Source organism: Stenotrophomonas sp. S4 (assembly GCF_054187805.2).
The window spans coordinates 4,011,940-4,030,095 of record NZ_CM196188.1 but is presented as its reverse complement, the minus strand read 5'-3'; the positions used below and the strand labels follow the sequence as shown (position 1 = coordinate 4,030,095).

Annotated in this window: 16 protein-coding genes; 12 read left to right on the top strand and 4 right to left on the bottom strand. The window is 67.2% G+C overall.

Annotated features, from left to right (window positions below; translation table 11 throughout):
• The 4 genes from ACUZUJ_RS18745 (at position 1) to ACUZUJ_RS18730 (ending at position 6,746) form a co-directional block, all read left to right on the top strand.
• Positions 1–1,029: an SIS domain-containing protein gene (locus tag ACUZUJ_RS18745; RefSeq protein WP_049442851.1), complete on the top strand. Its 1,029-nt coding sequence runs from the start codon at positions 1–3 to the stop codon at positions 1,027–1,029.
• The gene (gene nagA / locus ACUZUJ_RS18740) at positions 1,029–2,177 is read left to right on the top strand and encodes an N-acetylglucosamine-6-phosphate deacetylase (RefSeq protein WP_049442852.1); all 1,149 of its coding nucleotides are present in this window, start codon (positions 1,029–1,031) and stop codon (positions 2,175–2,177) included. Before ACUZUJ_RS18745 ends, nagA begins: the two co-directional genes overlap by 1 nt.
• On the top strand, positions 2,177–3,259 hold the full coding sequence (locus ACUZUJ_RS18735; RefSeq protein ID WP_458220885.1) for an acyltransferase family protein: 1,083 nt from the start codon (positions 2,177–2,179) through the stop codon (positions 3,257–3,259). Before nagA ends, ACUZUJ_RS18735 begins: the two co-directional genes overlap by 1 nt.
• 460 nt (positions 3,260–3,719) lie before the next feature.
• On the top strand, positions 3,720–6,746 hold the full coding sequence (locus ACUZUJ_RS18730) for an autotransporter family protein (protein ID WP_458220886.1): 3,027 nt from the start codon (positions 3,720–3,722) through the stop codon (positions 6,744–6,746).
• 106 nt (positions 6,747–6,852) lie between these two features.
• On the opposite strand, the gene ACUZUJ_RS18725 is transcribed toward ACUZUJ_RS18730, so the two are convergent.
• Positions 6,853–7,284 (bottom strand): hypothetical protein, encoded by a 432-nt coding sequence (locus tag ACUZUJ_RS18725; RefSeq protein ID WP_458220887.1) that lies wholly within the window; start codon positions 7,282–7,284, stop codon positions 6,853–6,855.
• Between the two features lie 414 nt (positions 7,285–7,698).
• On the opposite strand from ACUZUJ_RS18725, the gene ACUZUJ_RS18720 reads away from it, so the two are divergent.
• The 5 genes from ACUZUJ_RS18720 (at position 7,699) to ACUZUJ_RS18700 (ending at position 10,308) form a co-directional block, all read left to right on the top strand.
• Positions 7,699–8,736, top strand: coding sequence for a S41 family peptidase (locus ACUZUJ_RS18720; RefSeq protein ID WP_458220888.1), 1,038 nt, complete (start codon positions 7,699–7,701; stop codon positions 8,734–8,736).
• Between the two features lie 3 nt (positions 8,737–8,739).
• Entirely contained in the window at positions 8,740–9,078 is a 339-nt protein-coding gene (locus ACUZUJ_RS18715) for a hypothetical protein (protein WP_097048883.1), read from the top strand.
• 49 nt (positions 9,079–9,127) lie between these two features.
• A complete protein-coding gene (locus ACUZUJ_RS18710) occupies positions 9,128–9,430 on the top strand; it encodes a type II toxin-antitoxin system HigB family toxin (protein WP_065178056.1) in 303 nt (100 codons plus the stop codon).
• Positions 9,427–9,786: a helix-turn-helix domain-containing protein gene (locus ACUZUJ_RS18705; protein ID WP_097048884.1), complete on the top strand. Its 360-nt coding sequence runs from the start codon at positions 9,427–9,429 to the stop codon at positions 9,784–9,786. The genes ACUZUJ_RS18710 and ACUZUJ_RS18705 overlap by 4 nt, the downstream gene beginning before the upstream one ends.
• 87 nt (positions 9,787–9,873) lie before the next feature.
• Positions 9,874–10,308 carry an SseB family protein gene (locus ACUZUJ_RS18700; RefSeq protein WP_005419309.1) on the top strand — a complete coding sequence of 145 codons (435 nt, stop codon included), beginning with the start codon at positions 9,874–9,876 and terminating at the stop codon, positions 10,306–10,308.
• Positions 10,309–10,377: 69 nt separating this feature from the next.
• Here the strand turns inward: ACUZUJ_RS18700 and ACUZUJ_RS18695 are convergent, their stop codons facing one another.
• The 3 genes from ACUZUJ_RS18695 to ACUZUJ_RS18685 form a co-directional block, all read right to left on the bottom strand.
• Positions 10,378–11,598: a multifunctional CCA addition/repair protein gene (locus ACUZUJ_RS18695; RefSeq protein ID WP_458220889.1), complete on the bottom strand. Its 1,221-nt coding sequence runs from the start codon at positions 11,596–11,598 to the stop codon at positions 10,378–10,380.
• A gap of 55 nt (positions 11,599–11,653) precedes the next feature.
• Entirely contained in the window at positions 11,654–11,890 is a 237-nt protein-coding gene (locus ACUZUJ_RS18690; RefSeq protein ID WP_101766077.1) for a hypothetical protein, read from the bottom strand.
• A 67-nt stretch (positions 11,891–11,957) separates the two neighbouring features.
• Positions 11,958–13,943, bottom strand: a complete 1,986-nt coding sequence (locus ACUZUJ_RS18685; RefSeq protein ID WP_510468087.1) for a transglycosylase SLT domain-containing protein — start codon at positions 13,941–13,943, stop codon at positions 11,958–11,960.
• A gap of 151 nt (positions 13,944–14,094) precedes the next feature.
• Between ACUZUJ_RS18685 and ACUZUJ_RS18680 the strand changes: the two genes are divergently transcribed.
• From ACUZUJ_RS18680 to ACUZUJ_RS18670, 3 genes are all read left to right on the top strand, one after another.
• Positions 14,095–14,502 (top strand): ExbD/TolR family protein, encoded by a 408-nt coding sequence (locus tag ACUZUJ_RS18680; protein WP_014038483.1) that lies wholly within the window; start codon positions 14,095–14,097, stop codon positions 14,500–14,502.
• Positions 14,503–14,606: 104 nt separating this feature from the next.
• The gene (locus ACUZUJ_RS18675) at positions 14,607–14,981 is read left to right on the top strand and encodes an ExbD/TolR family protein (RefSeq protein WP_233490800.1); all 375 of its coding nucleotides are present in this window, start codon (positions 14,607–14,609) and stop codon (positions 14,979–14,981) included.
• Positions 14,982–15,252: 271 nt separating this feature from the next.
• Positions 15,253–18,114 carry a TonB-dependent receptor gene (locus ACUZUJ_RS18670; protein ID WP_049442864.1) on the top strand — a complete coding sequence of 954 codons (2,862 nt, stop codon included), beginning with the start codon at positions 15,253–15,255 and terminating at the stop codon, positions 18,112–18,114.
• Positions 18,115–18,156 lie beyond the last annotated feature (42 nt).

Sequence of the window (18,156 nt, the reverse complement as noted above, 5' to 3'; positions counted from 1 at the left end):
ATGTCGCTGTCAGACCCCACGTCCACCCTGATGTTCGCCGAAGCCGCTGAAGCGGCCGACGTGGTCGCGCGCCAGTTCTCGCGCAACCACGCCACCATGGAAACCCTGGCCGCCAGCCTGCGCGCCGCGCCGCCGCCGTTCGTGGTCACCTGCGCACGCGGCAGCTCCGACCATGCCGCCACCTATGGCAAATACCTGCTGGAAACCCAGCTGGGCCTGGTGGTCGCATCGGCTTCGCCGTCGGTGGGGTCGGTCTATGCTGCGCCGCTGCAGTTGCGCGGTGCGCTGTTCATCGTCATTTCGCAGTCGGGCAAGAGCCCGGACCTGCTGCGCAACGCGGAAGCTGCCAAGGCCGCCGGTGCGCGCGTGATCGCGCTGGTCAACGTCGAGGATTCGCCGCTGGCGCAGCTGGCCGACACGGTCATTCCGCTGCATGCCGGTGCCGAAAAGAGCGTGGCGGCCACCAAGAGCTACTTGGCCTCGTTGGCGGCATTGCTGCAGCTGGCCGCGTACTGGAAGCAGGACAGCAGCCTGCGCGCCGCGCTGGATCTGTTGCCGGATGCGATGCGCGAGGCCTGGCAGTGCGACTGGAGCGTGGTGACCGAAGGCCTGGTCGATGCCACCAACCTGTTCGTGCTCGGCCGTGGCCTGGGCCTGGGCGCGGCGCAGGAAGCGGCGCTGAAGTTCAAGGAAACCTGCAGCCTGCACGCCGAAGCCTACAGCTCGGCCGAGGTCAAGCACGGCCCGATGGCGCTGGTCGGTCGTGGCTTCCCGGTGCTGGCCTTCGCTCAGCCGGATGAGACCGGAGCCGGTACCCGCGCGGTGGTCGATGAGTTCACTGCACGTGGCGCGCAGGTGTGGATGGCCGGTGCCGGTGGCAACCTGCCGGTGGCCGCCGCGCCGCACCCGCTGTGCGCACCGCTGCTGACCGTGCAGAGCTTCTATCGCGCGATCAACGCGTTGGCGCTGCGTCGTGGCTTCAACCCGGATCTGCCGCCGCACCTGAACAAGGTTACGGAGACGGTGTGATGGCAACGGTGCTGCGCAACGCCCGCATTCTCGCCGGCGATGAGTTCCGCGACGATCTGGCGGTCGTGATCGAGGATGGCCGCATCAGCGCGCTGCTGCCTGACGCTGCACCGCAGCTGGGCCAGGCCGCCGAGCAGGTGGACCTGGGCGGGGGCTGGCTGCTGCCCGGTTTCATTGATGTGCAGGTCAACGGTGGCGGCGGTGCGCTGTTCAACAACACGCCGGACGTGGCGGCACTGCGTACCATCGCGCAGGCGCATCGTCGCTTCGGCACCACCGCGATGCTGCCCACGCTGATCAGCGATGACGTGGGCGTGATGCGCGAGGCGATCGGTGCGATGCGCGAGGCGATCGCGCAGGGGGTGCCGGGCGTGATCGGCATCCATCTGGAAGGCCCGTACATCGCGCCGGCGCGCAAGGGCACGCACGATGCCAGCAAGTTCCGCGTGCCCGACGAAGAGGAGATCGCACTGGCCGCATCGCTCGACAACGGCGTGACCCTGCTGACGCTGGCGCCTGAGCGGGTGCCGCTGGAGACGATCCGTGCGCTGGTCGAGCGCGGCGTGATCGTTGCCGCCGGCCACACGGCAGGCACCTACGAGGAGATCCGCGAGGGTCTGGATGCCGGCGTGCGCGGCTTCACCCACCTGTACAACGCGATGTCGCCGCTGCAGGGCCGTGAGCCCGGCGCGGTGGGCGCTGCGCTGGAAGACCGCGACAGCTGGATCGGCATCATCGTCGATGGCGTGCATGTGCATCCGGCCAGCCTGCGCGTGGCGCTGGCGGCCAAGCCGCGCGGCCGCCTGCTGCTGGTGACCGATGCAATGCCGCCGGTCGGTGCGGATGATCCCAGCTACGTGCTGTATGGCGAAACCATCACCGCCATCGATGGCGTGGTGCGCAATGCCGCCGGTTCGCTGGCCGGTTCTGCACTGGACATGGCCACCGCCGTGCGCAATACCGTGCAGCTGCTGGGCCAACCGCTGGCCGAAGCGGCGCGCATGGCCTCGACCTATCCGGCGCAGTTCCTCAACGTCGACGACCGCCTCGGCCACATCGCCGAGGGCTACCAGGCCGACCTGGTCCTGCTGGATGACGCCCTGCAGGTGCGTGGCACCTGGATTGCCGGACAGTACGAGGCCGCCTGATGGCCGATCCCTTGAAGGGAAGTATGCCGCCGCGCCGCCTGGGCTCGGTCGATGCCCTGCGCGGCATCACCGTGGCGGCGATGCTGCTGGTCAACAACCCGGGTGACTGGAGTGCGGTGTTCGCACCGCTGCGCCATTCGGAATGGCATGGCTGCACGCCCACCGACCTGGTGTTCCCGTTCTTCCTGTTCCTGGTAGGCGTGTCGATGGCCTTCAGCGTGGCACCGCGCGCGCTGGATGCCGCTGCACGTCCAGCGCTGGCGCGTGGCGTGCTGGAGCGCGCGCTGCGCATCCTGCTAGCGGGTGTGTTACTGCACCTGTTGATCTGGTGGGCACTGCATACCCATCACTTCCGCATCTGGGGCGTGCTGCAGCGAATCGCGGTATGTGCGGCGCTGGTGGGGGTGTTGGCCGTGTATGCCCGTCCGCGCGCACAGGCGGCCGTACTGGTCAGTCTGCTGGTGGGGTATACCGTGCTGCTGCTGGGCGTCGGCGATCTGGCGCCGTGGACCAATCCGGCCAGCCGCCTGGATACCACGCTGTTCGCACCGTGGATCTACCAGTGGCATGCCGATACCGGGCTCGGACATGACCCGGAAGGATTGCTGAGCACGCTGGGCGCGCTGGCCAGCACGGTGCTTGGCCTGCTTGCCGGAGGCCTGCTGCGCAATGGGCGTTCGGCGGCATTGGCCGGGCTGGGCGTGGCGACCGGCGTGCTGGGCCTGCTGCTGGCTACGGTGCTGCCGCTGAACAAGCAGCTGTGGACGCCCAGCTATGTGCTGTGGACCGGCGGCCTGGCCGCGCTGGCGCTGTGGCTGGGTCACGTGCTGATCGACCAGAAGAGCTGGCCGGCGCTGGGCCGGCGCTTCGGTGTCAACGCGATCACCGCGTACCTGGGGGCATCGGTGATGTCGGTGGTGCTGATGGCGACCGGCGCCTGGGGCTGGATCTGGCAGCAGCTGGCCAACGCGATGCCGCAGGCGCTTGAGCTGGCGTCGATGCTGCAGGCGCTGGTGTTCGTCGCGCTGTGGTGGGGCGTGGCGTGGTGGCTGGACCGGCGGAAGATCTATCTGAAGATCTGACGGCACGGAGTCGGATCCCTTTCCGCAGGAAGGGGGTCTGACCCTTCCCGGGAGGGCACCTCATCCACGCATGGCGTGGATCTACTGTGTGCTGTGTTTCCTCGGTGCATGGGGTGGATCAACCCGGTGTGTCGGCGGTCTCATCCACGCATGGCGTGGATCTACTGTGCGATGTGTTTCATCGGTGAATGGGGTGGATCTACCGGGCGAGGGGCGAACGCGATGGAGGCGGAATGGTCAGTAGATCCACGCCATGCGTGGATGCTCTCCGCGGGCTTGCGATCGCCGCCTTGATGAACGGTTTCAGCCACGTAGAGTCGAGGTGATGCCCGATCAAGTTCGCATCTGAACTGTGATAACTGGCACTCAATTTCACCTATCGAAACCATTCACCACACGGCAGACTGCCTTCGCAGTACCGCATCCCCGCAGTTCCTGATCCCCTGTCCAGGAGTGCTGTATGTCCCGTGCCGTCCCGCGCGCTTTCCGCCCGCGCCGCCTCACTGTTTCCGTGTGGCAGGCCCTAGCTGTCCCGTCCGTCATGCTGCTGACCGCCAGTGTCGCCTGGGCCGGCTGTGACAATGCCACCCCGACCGCAGGCCAGACGGTCACCTGCGATGCCAACGCGCCGAATCCGCAGACCGTCCCCGTCGCTGCCACTGGTGCGGCCGGCATCACCGTCAATGTCGCCAGCACGGCACAACTGCAACAGAGCAGTGGTGGCAGCGCGATTTCGCTGGTCGGGGCCGGCGGGCACCTGCTGTCCAACCTCGGCGCGATCAGTTCGGTGGGTGGCGTGGCGGTCCAGCTTGGCGGTGGCAGCCGCGTCGAAAATACCGGCAGCATCAGCACCGGCAACAACACGGCCCTGCAGTTCGTTGGCGCCGGCGACAGCGTGCTGGTCAACAGCGGAACGATCAGCGGGCGCACCGGCGTACAGTTCGATGCGGGCAACGATCGCCTGGAAATGCAGGCCGGCAGCATCACCGGCGGTGTCCTGCAGGGGGAGGGCAATGATGTGCTGCTGCTGAGCAATGGCACCATCGACAGCGTCGACCAGGGCAGCGGCGATGACCAGATGACCGTCACTGGCGGCACCGTCACCGGTGTGGTGGCGCAGGGCAGTGGCCGCGACGATTTCGTCATGAGTGGCGGCACGATCGGCGCGCTGCAGCAGGGCGACAACATCGATACGTTCCGCATGAGCGGTGGCCGCATCATCGGCGCGTTCGAGGATGGCGACCAGGCGTGGATGACCGGTGGCCGCATCGGCCGCGTCAACATGAAGCTGGACAAGAACCTGTGGGACCAGTCCGGCGGCACCGTGGACGGCAACGTGGTGACCGGCTTCGATACCGACACCATCATCATCTCGGGTACGGCCTACATCGGTGGCAACATCAGCGTCAGCGGCGGCAATGACAGCGTGACCATCACCGACGGCACCGTGCGTGGCCAGGTGCTGCTCAGTACCGGCAACGACACCTTCAACTGGAATGGCGGCGGCATCGTCTACGGCGCGATCGACATGGGCCCGGACAATGACGTGGCCAACCTCAGCAACCTCAACCAGGGCAACCTCGGTGCGATACCGCTGTTCGATGGTGGCAGTGGCATCGACCAGCTCAACCTGAGCAACGTCAAGACCGCGGGCGTAGGGCGTTTCCAGAACTGGGAGACGATCCGCCTGGCCAACAGCACCGAGCTGAGCTTCGATGGTGATCTGGTGCTGGGCGACAGCGGCACCGGCACCGGCACGCTCACGGTGGATGACACCAGTACCGTCTACGCGGGCAGTGGGGGGCATGCCATCCGCCCGTTCAACAGTGGTGCACTGGTGGAGATGGTCAATGCCGGACGCATCGACCTGACCGGTGCCGGCGCCGGGGATGTGTTCACCGTGCGCGGCAACTATCGCGGTGACGGTGGTGGCCTGTACCTGCGCACCGTGCTGGGCGCGGACAATTCCACCAGCGACCGCCTGGTGGTTGATGGCGGTACTGCCACCGGTACCACCGGCATCGGCGTGCTCAATGCCGGCGGCAGCGGCGCGGCCACGCTGGCCGATGGCATCCTGGTGGTGCGGACCTTGAATGGTGGCCGTACCGCGCCGGGCGCGTTCTCGCTGTTCGCACCGGTCGCGGCCGGTGCCTACGAGTACTTCCTGTTCAAGGGCGGTGTCAGTGCCGGTACCAGCGAAAACTGGTACCTGCGCTCGACGCTGGTGACCGGGCCGACGCCGGCACCCAATGGCGGCGGCAGTGCCACGCCACCGCCACTGACGCCGCCGGTGGCGCCGCCACCGCCGATCACCCCGGCGCCGCCACCGCCGCCCGAAGGCGCTACCGATCCGGACCTGACCGCGGGCGAGACCGCGCCGCCACCGCCGCCACCGGAACCGGCGCCGGTGGCACCGCCCAGCGATCCGGCGGTGCCGGACGTGCCGGTGGCCGGTGGTGCATTGCCCGGTACCGGTGCGCCGCCGACGCCGGGTGCACGCCCCGCCGAGGGCGCAGTGGTGCCGCTGTACCGCGTGGAGACCGCCACCTACGCCGTGGTGCCGCCGCTGCTGCGCGAGACCTCGCTGGCCAGCCTCGGCACGTTCCACGAACGGCAGGGCGAGCAGCGCCTGCTGTACAACCAGGGCGCATTCCGCACTGCCTGGGGCCGGTTGGTGGGGCAGAGCAGCGAGATCCACTGGAAGGGTGATGCGCAGCCGGGCTTCGATGGCGATGTGATGGGCCTGCAGGCCGGTCTGGATGTGTGGGCCGCAGCGTCTGACAATCATCGCAACCAGATCGGTGTATTCGTCGGCCGCACCCGCGCGCAGGGCAAGACCACCGGCCTGGCACTGGGCTGGGAGAACGTGCAGGTGGGCCAGAACCGGCTGGACGACAAGCACGTGGGCCTGTACTGGACGTTCACCGACAGCAGCGGCGGCTATATCGACGCCGTGGCGATGCAGAGCCGCTACGACGGCCGCGTACGTTCCTCGCGCGGGCTTGGCTTCGGCATCAAGGGCGATGGCACCAGCGTATCGGTGGAAGCCGGCAAGCCGCTGCTGCACTTCGGTCAGTCCGCTTGGTGGCTGGAACCGCAGGTGCAGGTGATCTGGCAGCGCACCGCGCTGGACGACCGCCGCGATGAGGTGTCGAGCGTGCGTTTCGACAACGACAATGCCTGGACGGGCCGTGTCGGACTGCGCCTGGCCGGCGATTACCAGTTGGCCGACAACGGCTGGCAGCCGTATTTCAAGCTCAATTACTGGCATGGCCGTTCCGGCGAGGATCGCATCGGCTTCGACGATAACGTGATCGTCAATTCGCAGCGCTCGCGCGCACTGGAAGCCGGCGTGGGTGTGGTCGGGCGCTTCAACCGGACCATCAGCGCCTATGCCGTGGCCGATTACACACGCGAACTGGGCGGCGACCGCAACGAGAAGCGCCGCATCATCGAAGGCAACATCGGCCTGCGCGCGGATTGGTGACAAGCGCAGGCCTGGGTAGGTGCCGACCTGGGTCGGCACTCATCCCGTCACGGCCCACGATCCGCTCTGGTAGGTGTCGACCTTGGTCGACACGAATCCAACGACGTCACGCTCCCGCGCCTGCACCCGGCGCCACCAATCCACCCGCATGATCGGCCAGCGCCACCACCGCGTGCAGCAACCCTTCCTCCACCTGCGGCGGGCACTGCGTCGCCGCATCATCCATCTCGCGTGCCGACTGTGCGGCCAGCAACACAGCACCACACGCAGACAACGCCGCCAGACAGCGCGTGGCCTCGGCCAGTTCCCGACCACGCGCCTCGCTGAGTTGCCGCTCGCGCCACGGCTGCCCATCGGCCGCGTGGTTGTGCGCGATACCACGCAACCGCGCGAAGAATGCCGATGGCGGCGCCTGTTCGTGGACTTCGGCGAGCGCATCTTCCAATGCTTCGGCGGCGGTAGTGGACAGCTGCAGGCCGGGTAAGGCTGCGCCGAGCAGTGCCTGCAGGCGTGGATAGGTGGGGAAGGACGTGTTCATGGCGGCAACCTCACAGGGCAAGGCCACCTGCGGGATGCAAGGTGGCGGGCGGTGCGGGTTGGCGTGCCGGTGAAGCTCTTCACGAGGAATGACGCCGGCGGATCCGGGGATCCCCACGCACCGCCCGCCGCAGAACGACGGACGGTGCATTGTTCGGGCCGGCAACGACGTTGCAAGCCCGCTCGTGAAAAGCTTCATTCAGGACGCCAATCCCGGCCAGCGCAGGAAGCGCCGACGGGGCCACCTTGGCGCGTTGTATGCCGCGATGACATGGGCAAAGTTGCAATGTTGTGATCGCCTGGCGCCTGCTTTGCTGCAGGTCGCGGCAGGGTCAGATACGACAGTTCGCGCGTGGCGCAAGCGATCATGCCCCGGTTATGCTGCGGTCCTGATTCAACGACAAGGAAGCGTCGCATGCAGGTTCGCAAGGGAGTGCGTCGCATCGGCGCGCTGATGTTCGTGTTGCTGGCGACCGGCGCCATGGCCGATACGCCAGGCGCGGTCGAGGTACCCTCGCCGGAGGCCCAGGCCGAGATCCTCAACCTGCTTGAACGCCAGGCGCTGTATCGCGACCGGGTGGACTGGCCTGCCACCCGCGTACGCCTGCAATCGGTGCAGGGCGACCCCGTGCGACGGCTGGCCGTTCTGCGCGAAGCCATTGCGCTCAGCACCGGCCACCATGGTGCATGGACCACGCCCCAGCGCCAGCGCGAATCCCTTGCACGTGCGCAGCAGGCCGGCGCCGCCGCCGTGGACCGGGCCAAGGCCGCTGATGCGGTGGATGCGCGCATCGGCTGGGTGGTCATCGAGGGCTACGCCTCCACGCCCGGCGCGACGCCGCAGGAAAAGTTCCGTCAGGACATCCAGCGTGCCGCGCGCTGGCAGCAGGTCATCCGCAGCAAGGACGACGGCGCGCGCTGTGGCTGGATCGTCGACCTGCGGGACAACGGCGGTGGCGCCATGTGGCCGATGCTGCTGGGCATGGCCCCGCTGCTGCGCACCTCGGTGGTGAACAACGAGGACGTCGGCTCGTTCGAAACCGCGCACGGGCCGCAGCGCTGGACGTTGACGGCGACCGCTGTGCAGCTGGCAGGCAAGCCATTGCTGGATTTCGGCCAGTCCGGTTATGTGCTGCGGCAGCCTGGCGCGCCGGTGGCGGTGCTGTTCGGGCCCCGCACCGGCAGTTCGGGCGAGGCCTCGGTGCTGGCGTGGCGTGGCCGCCCGCAGGCGCGGAGTTTCGGCCAGCCAACCGCAGGTGTCTCCACCGGCAATGTCGTGCACACGCTTGCCGATGGCAGTCGCCTGCTGCTGACCACCAGCGTGATGCGGGACCGCAATGATCGTGGTGATGGCTTGAAGATCGAGCCCGACCAGCGCGCGGAGGGGGAGGCCGCCACCGTGGCTGCCGCCCAAGCGTGGCTGCTGGCCCAGCCCGCCTGCCAGGGCCACTGAGCCATGATCCTGATCGGCCAACAGGAACGGGTGGTGATCGTCGGCCCCACCGAAGCGCATCACTGCCTGCGCTGCCAGACGGAAACCGAGTTCGCCCCGCAGCTGCGCTACAAGATGGCGCGCATCGACCTGCTGTTTGGCTTCACCTACCAGCGCCGCTACGAACTGGCCTGCACCCGGTGCGAGCACGGCTGGGTGCTGGATACCGAGTCCATGGACCAGCAGCTGGGCGGGGTACCGATCCCGTGGCGGCACCGCTTTGGCCTGCCGTTGATGCTGGTGGGGGTGGCCGGGCTGGCCGCGCTTGGCTGGCTGTGGCGGCACGGGTACATCGGCCGCTGATGAAGATGAAACTGTTGCTTATGTCCCATATTGGGACTAGGATGTCCGAATGAAAGTGGTTGCTTTGGCGACGCTGAAACGATTCTGGGAACGCCACCCTGATTCGGAAGCAGCGCTGAGGTCCTGGTACGACGAAGTCAGGCACGCCGTATGGGACACGCCGCACGACGTACGCCAACGTTATGCAAGCGCAAGTTTCGTGGCGAACAGTCGTGTGGTGTTCAACATAAAGGGCAACAGCTACAGGCTCATCGTCGCTGTGGGTTACAGGTTTCAAGTGGTCTACATCAAGTTCATCGGCACCCACGCCGAATACGACCGGATCGACGCCGACACTGTGGAGCTTCTATGAACATCCAGCCCATCCGTACGGAAAGCGACTACGAGAACGCTCTGCGCGAGATTTCGGCCTATGTAGACAACGAGCCGGAGCCGGGAAGCGAGGATGGCGATCGATTCGAAATTCTCGTAACGCTGGTTGAAGCCTACGAAGCGAAGCACTACCCGATCGAACCGCCAGATCCCATCGACGCAATCCGCTTCCGCATGGAGCAGGGCGGTCTGACAGTGAAGGATCTGGTGCCGTCCATCGGCCAGCTCAACCGTGTCTATGAGGTGTTGAATCGCAAGCGCGGCCTGACTCTGGAAATGATCCGGAAGCTTCACCGCAACCTGGGCATTCCCGCGGAAAGTCTCATCGGCCGCTGAAGCCCTGCGAGTCCCCGCCGATGCGCTGCCGTGCCTCACCCCCGGCCTGCTAGAGTTGCAGCCTGCAATCACGTACCGGAACCGACCATGGACCACGACACCCCGTTCGAACCCCTCAACGACCTCGAGGTGCGCCTGCTGCAGGCCCAGGACGGCACGCTGACCGCAGCGCAGTTCCTCGACGGCCTGCTGACCTCGACGGCGTTCGTGCTGCTGGACAAGGCCATTGGTGAAGATGGCGCCTGGGACGAGAGCATCTCGCCGCTGGTGCTGACCAGCGAGAGCGGTGAGCCGATGTTCGCGGTGTTCACCGCCCCCGAGCGCGCGGGCCTGTGGCACGAGCAGCTGCCGCAGTTTGCCCATGCCATGCCGATCGCGGTGCACGCGCTGCTGGCCGGAATCGGCGACGGCGTCGGCCTGGTGCTGAACCCGGGCCTGGACGTGGGCATGGAGATGATTCCCGATGCCGTGGCCCAGCTGAAGCAGCGTGCGGCGGCGATCACCCGCGGCATGGCGCACTGAATCCACGGATTGTCTGGTTGCCGGCCAGCGGCCGGCACTACCCATAGCAGTGCGCGTGGCCGTTGCGGATCAGCGGGCGGCGGCAATAGCCCTCACACGCGCCTTGGCCAGTGCTTCACCGATGGCCGGGCCATTCAGATGCGTGGTATCCAGATCCCGCGCCTGCACTGACAGCGCCGCCTGATGCAGGCGCTTGAGCGTTTCGCCCTGTGGGTAGTCGGCGTCCTCGAAGCCGAGCCGGCCGCGCTTGTCGGCCTCGCAGCACAGTGCGATACGGGCCACGCGTTCCGGCCGGCGCAGCGCATCGCAGCGGCCCAGCAGTTCCAGCACGGTGGCATCGCGCAGTTCGTCGATGCGGTGCACGTTCAAGTGCTCGCGGCACACCGCTTCGGCCAGCTGCTGGTGCTCGGAGGGAATCTTCAACCGCGCGCACAAAGTCTTCAGGGGTTTGATGCCGCGCTGCTCATGCATGATGTGGCGCGGCCATTCCTCCGGCGGGGTCAGGCCCTTGCCGAGATCGTGGGTGAGGGCCGCGAAGCCGACCAGGTCATCACCCGGCGCCAGTTTCGCGGCCATGTCGCTGACCATTTCCTGGTGGATGCCGGTATCGACTTCCGGGTGGAATTCGGCACGCTGCGGCACGCCATACAGCGCTTCCAGCTCGGGCAGTATCGGGCCCAGGGCCTGCGCATCGTGCAGCGTGCGCAGGAAGGCGGAGGGCCGTTCACTGACCAGAGCCTTGCGCAGTTCCTGCCAGACGCGTTCCGGCACCAGCGCGTCCAGCTCGCCACTGGCGGCGACCTCGCGCATCAGCGCCATGGTATCTTCGGCGACGGTGAAGCCCAGTGGCGCGAAGCGCGCCATGAAGCGCGCCGCGCGCAGCACGCGCAGTGGGTCTTCCACGAACGCAGGGCCGACGTGGCGCAACACGCGCTGCTCAAGATCGCGAACGCCACCGTAAGGATCGACCAGCGTGCCGGTCTCCTCATCGCAGGCGATCGCGTTGATGGTGAAGTCGCGCCGCTGCAGGTCTTCTTCCAGCGTCACCGCTGGATCAGCATCGACCACGAAGCCGCGATAGCCACGGCCGGATTTGCGCTCGGTGCGCGCCAGCGCGTATTCCTCGCCGGTCTTCGGGTGCAGGAATACCGGGAAATCGCGGCCGACGGCGGTGTAGCCCTGCGCTTCCATCTGCGCGGGCGTGGCACCGACCACCACCCAGTCGCGGTCGCCGGCAGGGCGCTGCAGCAGGCGGTCGCGTACGGCGCCGCCGACAAGATAGATCTTCATGGGGGGATGATCGCATGGCAGGCGCAGATGTTCCGGCACGACCGATGCAGCGGCATCACGGCAGGCCGCGCCACTCCGGCACGAACAGGCCGGCCACGAACCAAAGCCCGTAGACGATCCACAGGCAGAGGAAATACAGCTTGATCTGCGCTTCGTCCCACAGGCTGCCCCAGCTGTCGATGAAGGCCAGCGACTTCCAGCCTTCCATCCAGGCCGCGCCACCCCAGCGCAGCACCCAGGTGGCGAGCAGGCTCCAGGCGGCGAATATCCCGATCCAGGCCAGCAGGCTCATTGTCTTCCCCTCCCCGGGAGTGGATACCGGATCGTGCCGGCCAGCGGCCGGCACGACCGTGTTGCGATCAATCGCCGCCCTGGTCGGCGTTGGCGGCGCAGCTGAAGCTCTTGCGCTTGTCCACCAGGCGGCCCATCAGACGGTCGCTCAGCGGCAGCGCATCACCATTGAGGCGCCAGTCGTAGATCACGCTGAAGGCCAGCACGCGGGCGACGTACTCGCGGGTTTCCTTGTAGCTGATGGTCTCGATCCACAGGTCCGGATCAAAGCCCGGGCGCTGGCCCTGCCAACGCGCGGTCGGGGTCGGGCCGGCGTTGTAGGCGGCGATGGTCACGTACGGCAGGCCGTCGTACTTGTTCATCAGCTGGCGCAGGTAGGCGGTACCGATGGCGATGTTGGTGTCCGGGTTGTACAGGCTGTCGGCACCGCCGTAGCCGGTCAGGCCGATCGACTTGGCCACGCCGGCACCGGTGGCCGGCAACACCTGCATCAGGCCCATGGCGTTGGCAGGCGAGCGCGCACGCGGGGTGAAGGTGCTCTCGGCGCGGATCTCCGCGGCCACCCAGGCCGGATCGATCGCGTTGCGCGCCGATTCGCGGCGGATGGTGGCGTCGTGGTGCAGCGGGAAGCGCAGGTCGTACAGGCGCTGTTCCTGCGGCTGCTTGCCGAGCGCGAACACGGCGCGGTCGAACCAGCCGTTGTCCTGCGCCACACGCACGGCGAGGCGACGCTGGGTGTCATCGAAGCGCGACAGCGCGCTGTTCCATTCGGCCACGGCCCAGCCGGCGCGATCGATCTGGTACAGCGCCATCGCACGCTGGATGGCCGGATCGCGCGCGATCACCGCCTGTGCCTGCGCGCTGTCGTTCGGCTTCCAGGGGCACAGGGTATAGCCCTGCTGCAGCTTGTCGGCGGCCAGGAAACCGTGGAAGGTCGGTGCACGCGCGGCCTCGCGGAACAGCGGCTGCGCCTGCTGGGCCTGGCCGGTCTTCTCCAGCATGCGGCCTTCGAAGTAGCGCCAGCGCGGATCGCTGCGCTGCTTGCTGCCCATCTTGCGGATCGCGGCCAGCGCCGCTGGCCAGTCGCCGCGCGACATCGCTTCGCGCACGCGCCATTCGTGCAGGCGCTCGTCATACGCCGATTCGGGCACCGCGTTGAGGCGGCGCGCCGAATCCGGAAGGTAGGACGCCACCGTCCACAGTGCGATCTGGTAGAGCACCTGGCCCTGCTGGTCGGCACTCAGGCCCAGTGCCTGCGCATACTGCGGCAGCTGCTGTTCGGTGGCGCCGGGATCGGCCTTGGCCAGCTTGGCCAGGCCATCGGTGGCGATGCGCCGGCTGCGCTCGTTGCGCGGCCAGTTCAACGCGCTGGCGTTGGGCTTGTCGACAAAGGCAGCGTAGTTGTTGGCCAGTGCCAGGTCGGTGGCGGGCAGGCCGCGTGCGGCGCTGCGCATCACTGCCGGCTGTTGCGCGTCGGCGGCGGCATCGATGCGTTCCCAGCGCAGGGCGTCGCTCAGCCCACCCTGGGCCTGCAGCACGGCGAAAACGGCATCACAGCCGTCCGGCAGCGACTTGCCGTTCTTGCGCCACAGGTCCTGCGCTTCACTGATCCACTGCGGATCAACCTTGCCGGTCACCTGCCGTGCGGTCAGCTGCGCACAGCGCAGGCCGGCGTTGTCGGTGGGCACCCAGTTGGCGAGCAGGGTCGGCCAGTCCTGGCGGCGTGCGACCGAGGGCAGCCACACGCTGCGGAAGGTATTGGCCACCGCCTGGCCGTCATAGCGCTTGAGGAAAGCCTGGGCCTGCGCGGTATCGACGGTGTCGATGTTGCGGCGCAGGTTGGCGTACTCCAGCCAGCCATAAGCCGGATGGCGGCTGAGTGCAGCGGCCTGGCCGGGATCGAACTGGCCGCGCTCGGCGGCTGCGATCGCGGCCTTGAGCTGCGCGTTCTGGGCATCGAGGGACTGGGCATTGGCGCAGCCGATCAGCAGCGTGGTGGCCAAGGGCAGCAGGGACAGGGCGGTCGAAGAGCGTCGGGTCATGGCGGGCAGCATAGCGGGCAATGGCTGAATTCAGTTTCGCATTGCGTGCACGCCGGGCGTCGGCAACGACAGCTGAATGAACCCGCGCAGGCCACTGCCGCAGGTGATCGCAGGCGTCGTAACGTCGGTCTTGGGCGAACGGCCCGGCTGCAGGGAGCGGCACATGGCGTTCAGTAGCGCAGGAAGAAGCGGCCCGCTGGCGGACATCAATGTCACGCCACTGGTGGATGTGATGCTGGTGCTGTTGATCATCTTCATCGTGACCGCGCCGATCGTGGCCCGGCCGATTGCCGTGCAGTTGCCACAGGCCACCGATCGCACGATCGATCGCCCCGAACCGCCGCCGCCGATCGAGCTGCGCCTGGATGCGTCGAACCAGCTGAGCTGGGATGGCCAGCCGATGGCCATCGGCGATCTGCAGGCGCGCCTGCAGGCGCAGGCCGGCGAGCATGCCGGCAACCTGCCGGAGCTGCGCATCGCCACCGATCCGTCGGCCGAGTACGAAGGCATGGCGCGGATCCTGGCTGCGGCCGAGGCCACCGGCATGGAGCGCATCGCCTTCGTGCGGTGAGTTTCATGCGGTGAATCCCGCAACGGGCGGCCTGCCATCGGCGGGCCGCTCTTCCTGCGAGGGAACGTGGCATGCGATACGGGACACAGCGCGCGACCTCACTGATGGCCACCCCCAATCTGGCACCGCTGGTGGATGTGTTGCTGGTGCTGCTGGCATTGGTGGTCACCACGCTGCCGATGGCGCAGGCGACCGGCCTGCTGGCGTTCCAGCAGCGCACCTCGTGCCCACCCTGGCCGGCGTCCTCGCCCCAGCCGATCAACCTGCGCATCGACGCAGCGGGCGCGGTGTTCTGGAATGGCCAGCCGCTGGATGCCCCCGCATTGCAGCAGTACCTTGCGCAGGCGCAACAGATGCCGCAGCAGCATCGCCCCTGGGTGCACCTGGCGACCGCCGACGACACCGACTACGGAGACATGGCGCGCGTGCTGCTGGCCGTGAGCCAGCATGGGCTACGCGTCGACGCGCCCGGCCACTAGCGCCTGCACCGACAAGTCCCCTTGATGAGCTGTGGCGGATCTCGGCGCGCGCTGTCGCAGCCGGCATCAACGTGGAGGGCGGTGAACAGTACCGTCCGGTTCTAAACGGCCCTCATCTGTCGCAAATGGCCGTCAATTGCGTCAATTCCGCGTGAAAGAGTGTCGATCATCACGCCGTGATTTTTACCGCTTGTTTACAAAGGAGACGCTGCCGCCATGCAGGGGGGAGCGCGGCAGCCCATGTCCCGACATTCCTTTGGAGAGAGAGCGAATGAAGCACCTGCACCACCGCCCGTTGGCGGTTGCCGTCACGCTGTGCGTGATGGCCCTGGCACCCTTGGGTGCCGCTGCACAATCCACCACCAACCTCGACGCGGTGGAAGTCACCGGTACCCGCATCAAGCGCGCTGAGGTCGAGGGCCAGGTCCCGATCCAGACGCTGACCCGCGGCGACATCGAACGCACCGGCCTGAACTCGATCAGCGAGGTGCTGCAGCAGCTCACCGGTTCCGGTTCGGCGCTCAATGCCAAGTTCAATTCATCCGGCAACTTCGGCTTCCCGCCGGATGGCAGCGGCGTGGGTGCTGGTTCGGCACAGGTCGACCTGCGCCACCTCGGTGCCAAGCGCGTGCTGGTGCTGGTCGACGGCATCCGCTGGGTCAATGAGTCGTCGGCATCGGGCGTGGGCGCGGCTACCGACCTCAACACCATTCCGCTGGCCATCGTCGAGCGTATCGAGGTGCTGGAAGACGGTGCATCGTCGCTGTATGGCTCCGACGCCATCGCCGGCGTGGTCAACATCATCACCCGCCGCGACTTCGATGGCGGCCAGGTGACCCTGAACTACGGCGAATACAGCAAGGGCGACGGCACGCAGAAGGGCGTGGACCTGGCGTGGGGCAAGAGTGGCGATCGCTACAGCCTGTTCCTGGGCGCCAGCTGGACCAAGCAGGACCCGGTGTTCGCCCGCGACCGCGAGCAGTCGCGCTTCCCGATTCCGGGCACCGGCCTGGCCTTTGGCAGCGGCGGCATTCCGCAGGGCCGCTTCGCCTTCGTCGACCCCAATACCGGCGCCGAGCAGGACATCGTGCCCAATACCGGTGTGAGCAGCCCACGCTACGACGGCAGCGCCGGCTGCAACCGCACCGACGACTACCACTGCTTCACCAGCGCCGACCGCTTCAACTTCGCCGAATACAACATGGTGTTAACCCCGTCCGAGCGTAAGGGCCTGTTCGGCCAGTTCCGCTTCGACATCACCGACAACGTGCAGTGGTACATCAAGGCGCTGGGCAACCGCCGCGAGTCGACCAACCAGGCCGGCCCCGAGCCGCTGTTCTTCGGCCCCGATGGTGCCACCGGCAACCCGCTGGCCGACAACATCGTGGTCTCGCGCCTGAACCCGTACAACCCGTTCGGCTTCGACCTGGTGTCCTCGGGCAACATGAGCCTGATCGGCCGCCGTCCGGTCGAAGGTGGCGCGCGCGTGTTCAAGCAGGAGGTCAACACGACCTACGTGGCCACCGGCCTGGTCGGCAACTTCCATGCCGCCGACCGCAGCTGGTACTGGGATGTCAACGGCATGTACAGCAAGAACAAGGCCGAACAGACCAACTACGGCAGCTACAACATCTACAACGTCAACATGGCGCTGGGTGATCCGGCGGTGTGCGCGGCGACGCCGGGCTGCGTGCCGCTGAACATCTTCGGCGGCGTCGGCTCGATCACCCCGGACATGCTGAAGTGGATCCAGCCGGTGGTGCGTGATCGCAGCCAGAATGAGCTGAGCCTGTTCACCGCCAACCTGTCCAGCGACCTGTTCACCCTGCCGGCCGGTCCGGTGTCGTTCGCCAGCGGCTACGAGTACCGCAAGTACAAGGGCTGGTACCAGCCTGATCCGCTGACGGTGATCGGCCACTACAACGGCGTGCCGTCGCAGCCGACGTCTGGTTCGTATGACGTCAACGAAGCGTACCTGGAGTTGAGCGTCCCGATCTTCGCCGACTCGCCGCTGGGCAAGAAGCTGGACCTGAGCCTGGCTGGCCGCTACTCGGACTACTCCACTTTCGGCGGCGAGTTCACGCCCAAGTACGGCCTGCGCTGGCAGGTGACCGACGACTTCGTGCTGCGCACCACCTATGCTGAGGGCTTCCGTGCGCCGTCGATCGGCGAACTGTACGGCTCGGCCGCGCGCGCCGACCTGCAGCTGTTCGACCCGTGCTCGGTGGGCCTGGGCGGTACGCCGCCGCGTGGTAGCGCCGGCAACTGTGCCGCGCTGGGCGTGCCGGCCGGCTTCCAGCAGGCCAATTCGCAGATCTCGGTGACCACCGGCGGCAACCGCGAGCTGGAACCCGAGCGCTCGCGCAGCTTCAGCGCCGGCTTCGTGTGGAGCCCGTGGTTCGGCAACAACGCATCGTGGTCGGAGCGCTTCGACGTGGAAGTGACCTTCTACCGCCACGCCATCGATGGTGCGATCCAGGCCATCAACGCGCAGACCCAGCTGGACCTGTGCGTGGACACGCTCGATCCGGTGTACTGCAATGGCATCACCCGCGCCAGCACCGGTGCGGTCAGCAGCTTCAACAACCGCCTGACCAACCTCGGCTCGATCAAGACCGACGGCTGGGACGTGGACCTGTTCTGGACGTTGCCGCAGACTTCCGTCGGCCAGTTCAAGCTGGCCTGGAAGAACACCTTCGTCGGCCGTTACGAAGCCACCGGCGCGGCCGGGCAGAAGCAGCCGCAGAAGCCGGGCGTGGAAGTGGCCGACAGCTCCATTCCGGAGTGGACCAGCAACGCCAGCATCGCCTGGACGATGGACCGCTGGAGTGCGAACTGGACGGTGCGGCACATCTCCGAGCTGACCGAGAACTGCGGCGATGCCGTTGCATTCCCGGTGTGCAGCAACCAGGCCGCCGGCACCAACACGCTCTCGGCCACCACCTTCCACGACATGCAGGTGGGCTACAAGATCGACTGGATGAAGGGGCTGCAGCTGACCGCGGGCCTGAACAACGTGTTCGACAAGGATCCGCCGATCTGCCTGTCGTGCTCGTTGAACGGGTACGACGCCTCGACCTACGACATCCCGCGTGGCCGTTACTGGTACCTGCGCGCGGACCTGCGGTTCTGATGCAAGCGGCCGGTGCCGGGATGTTCCCGGCACCGGCCATCA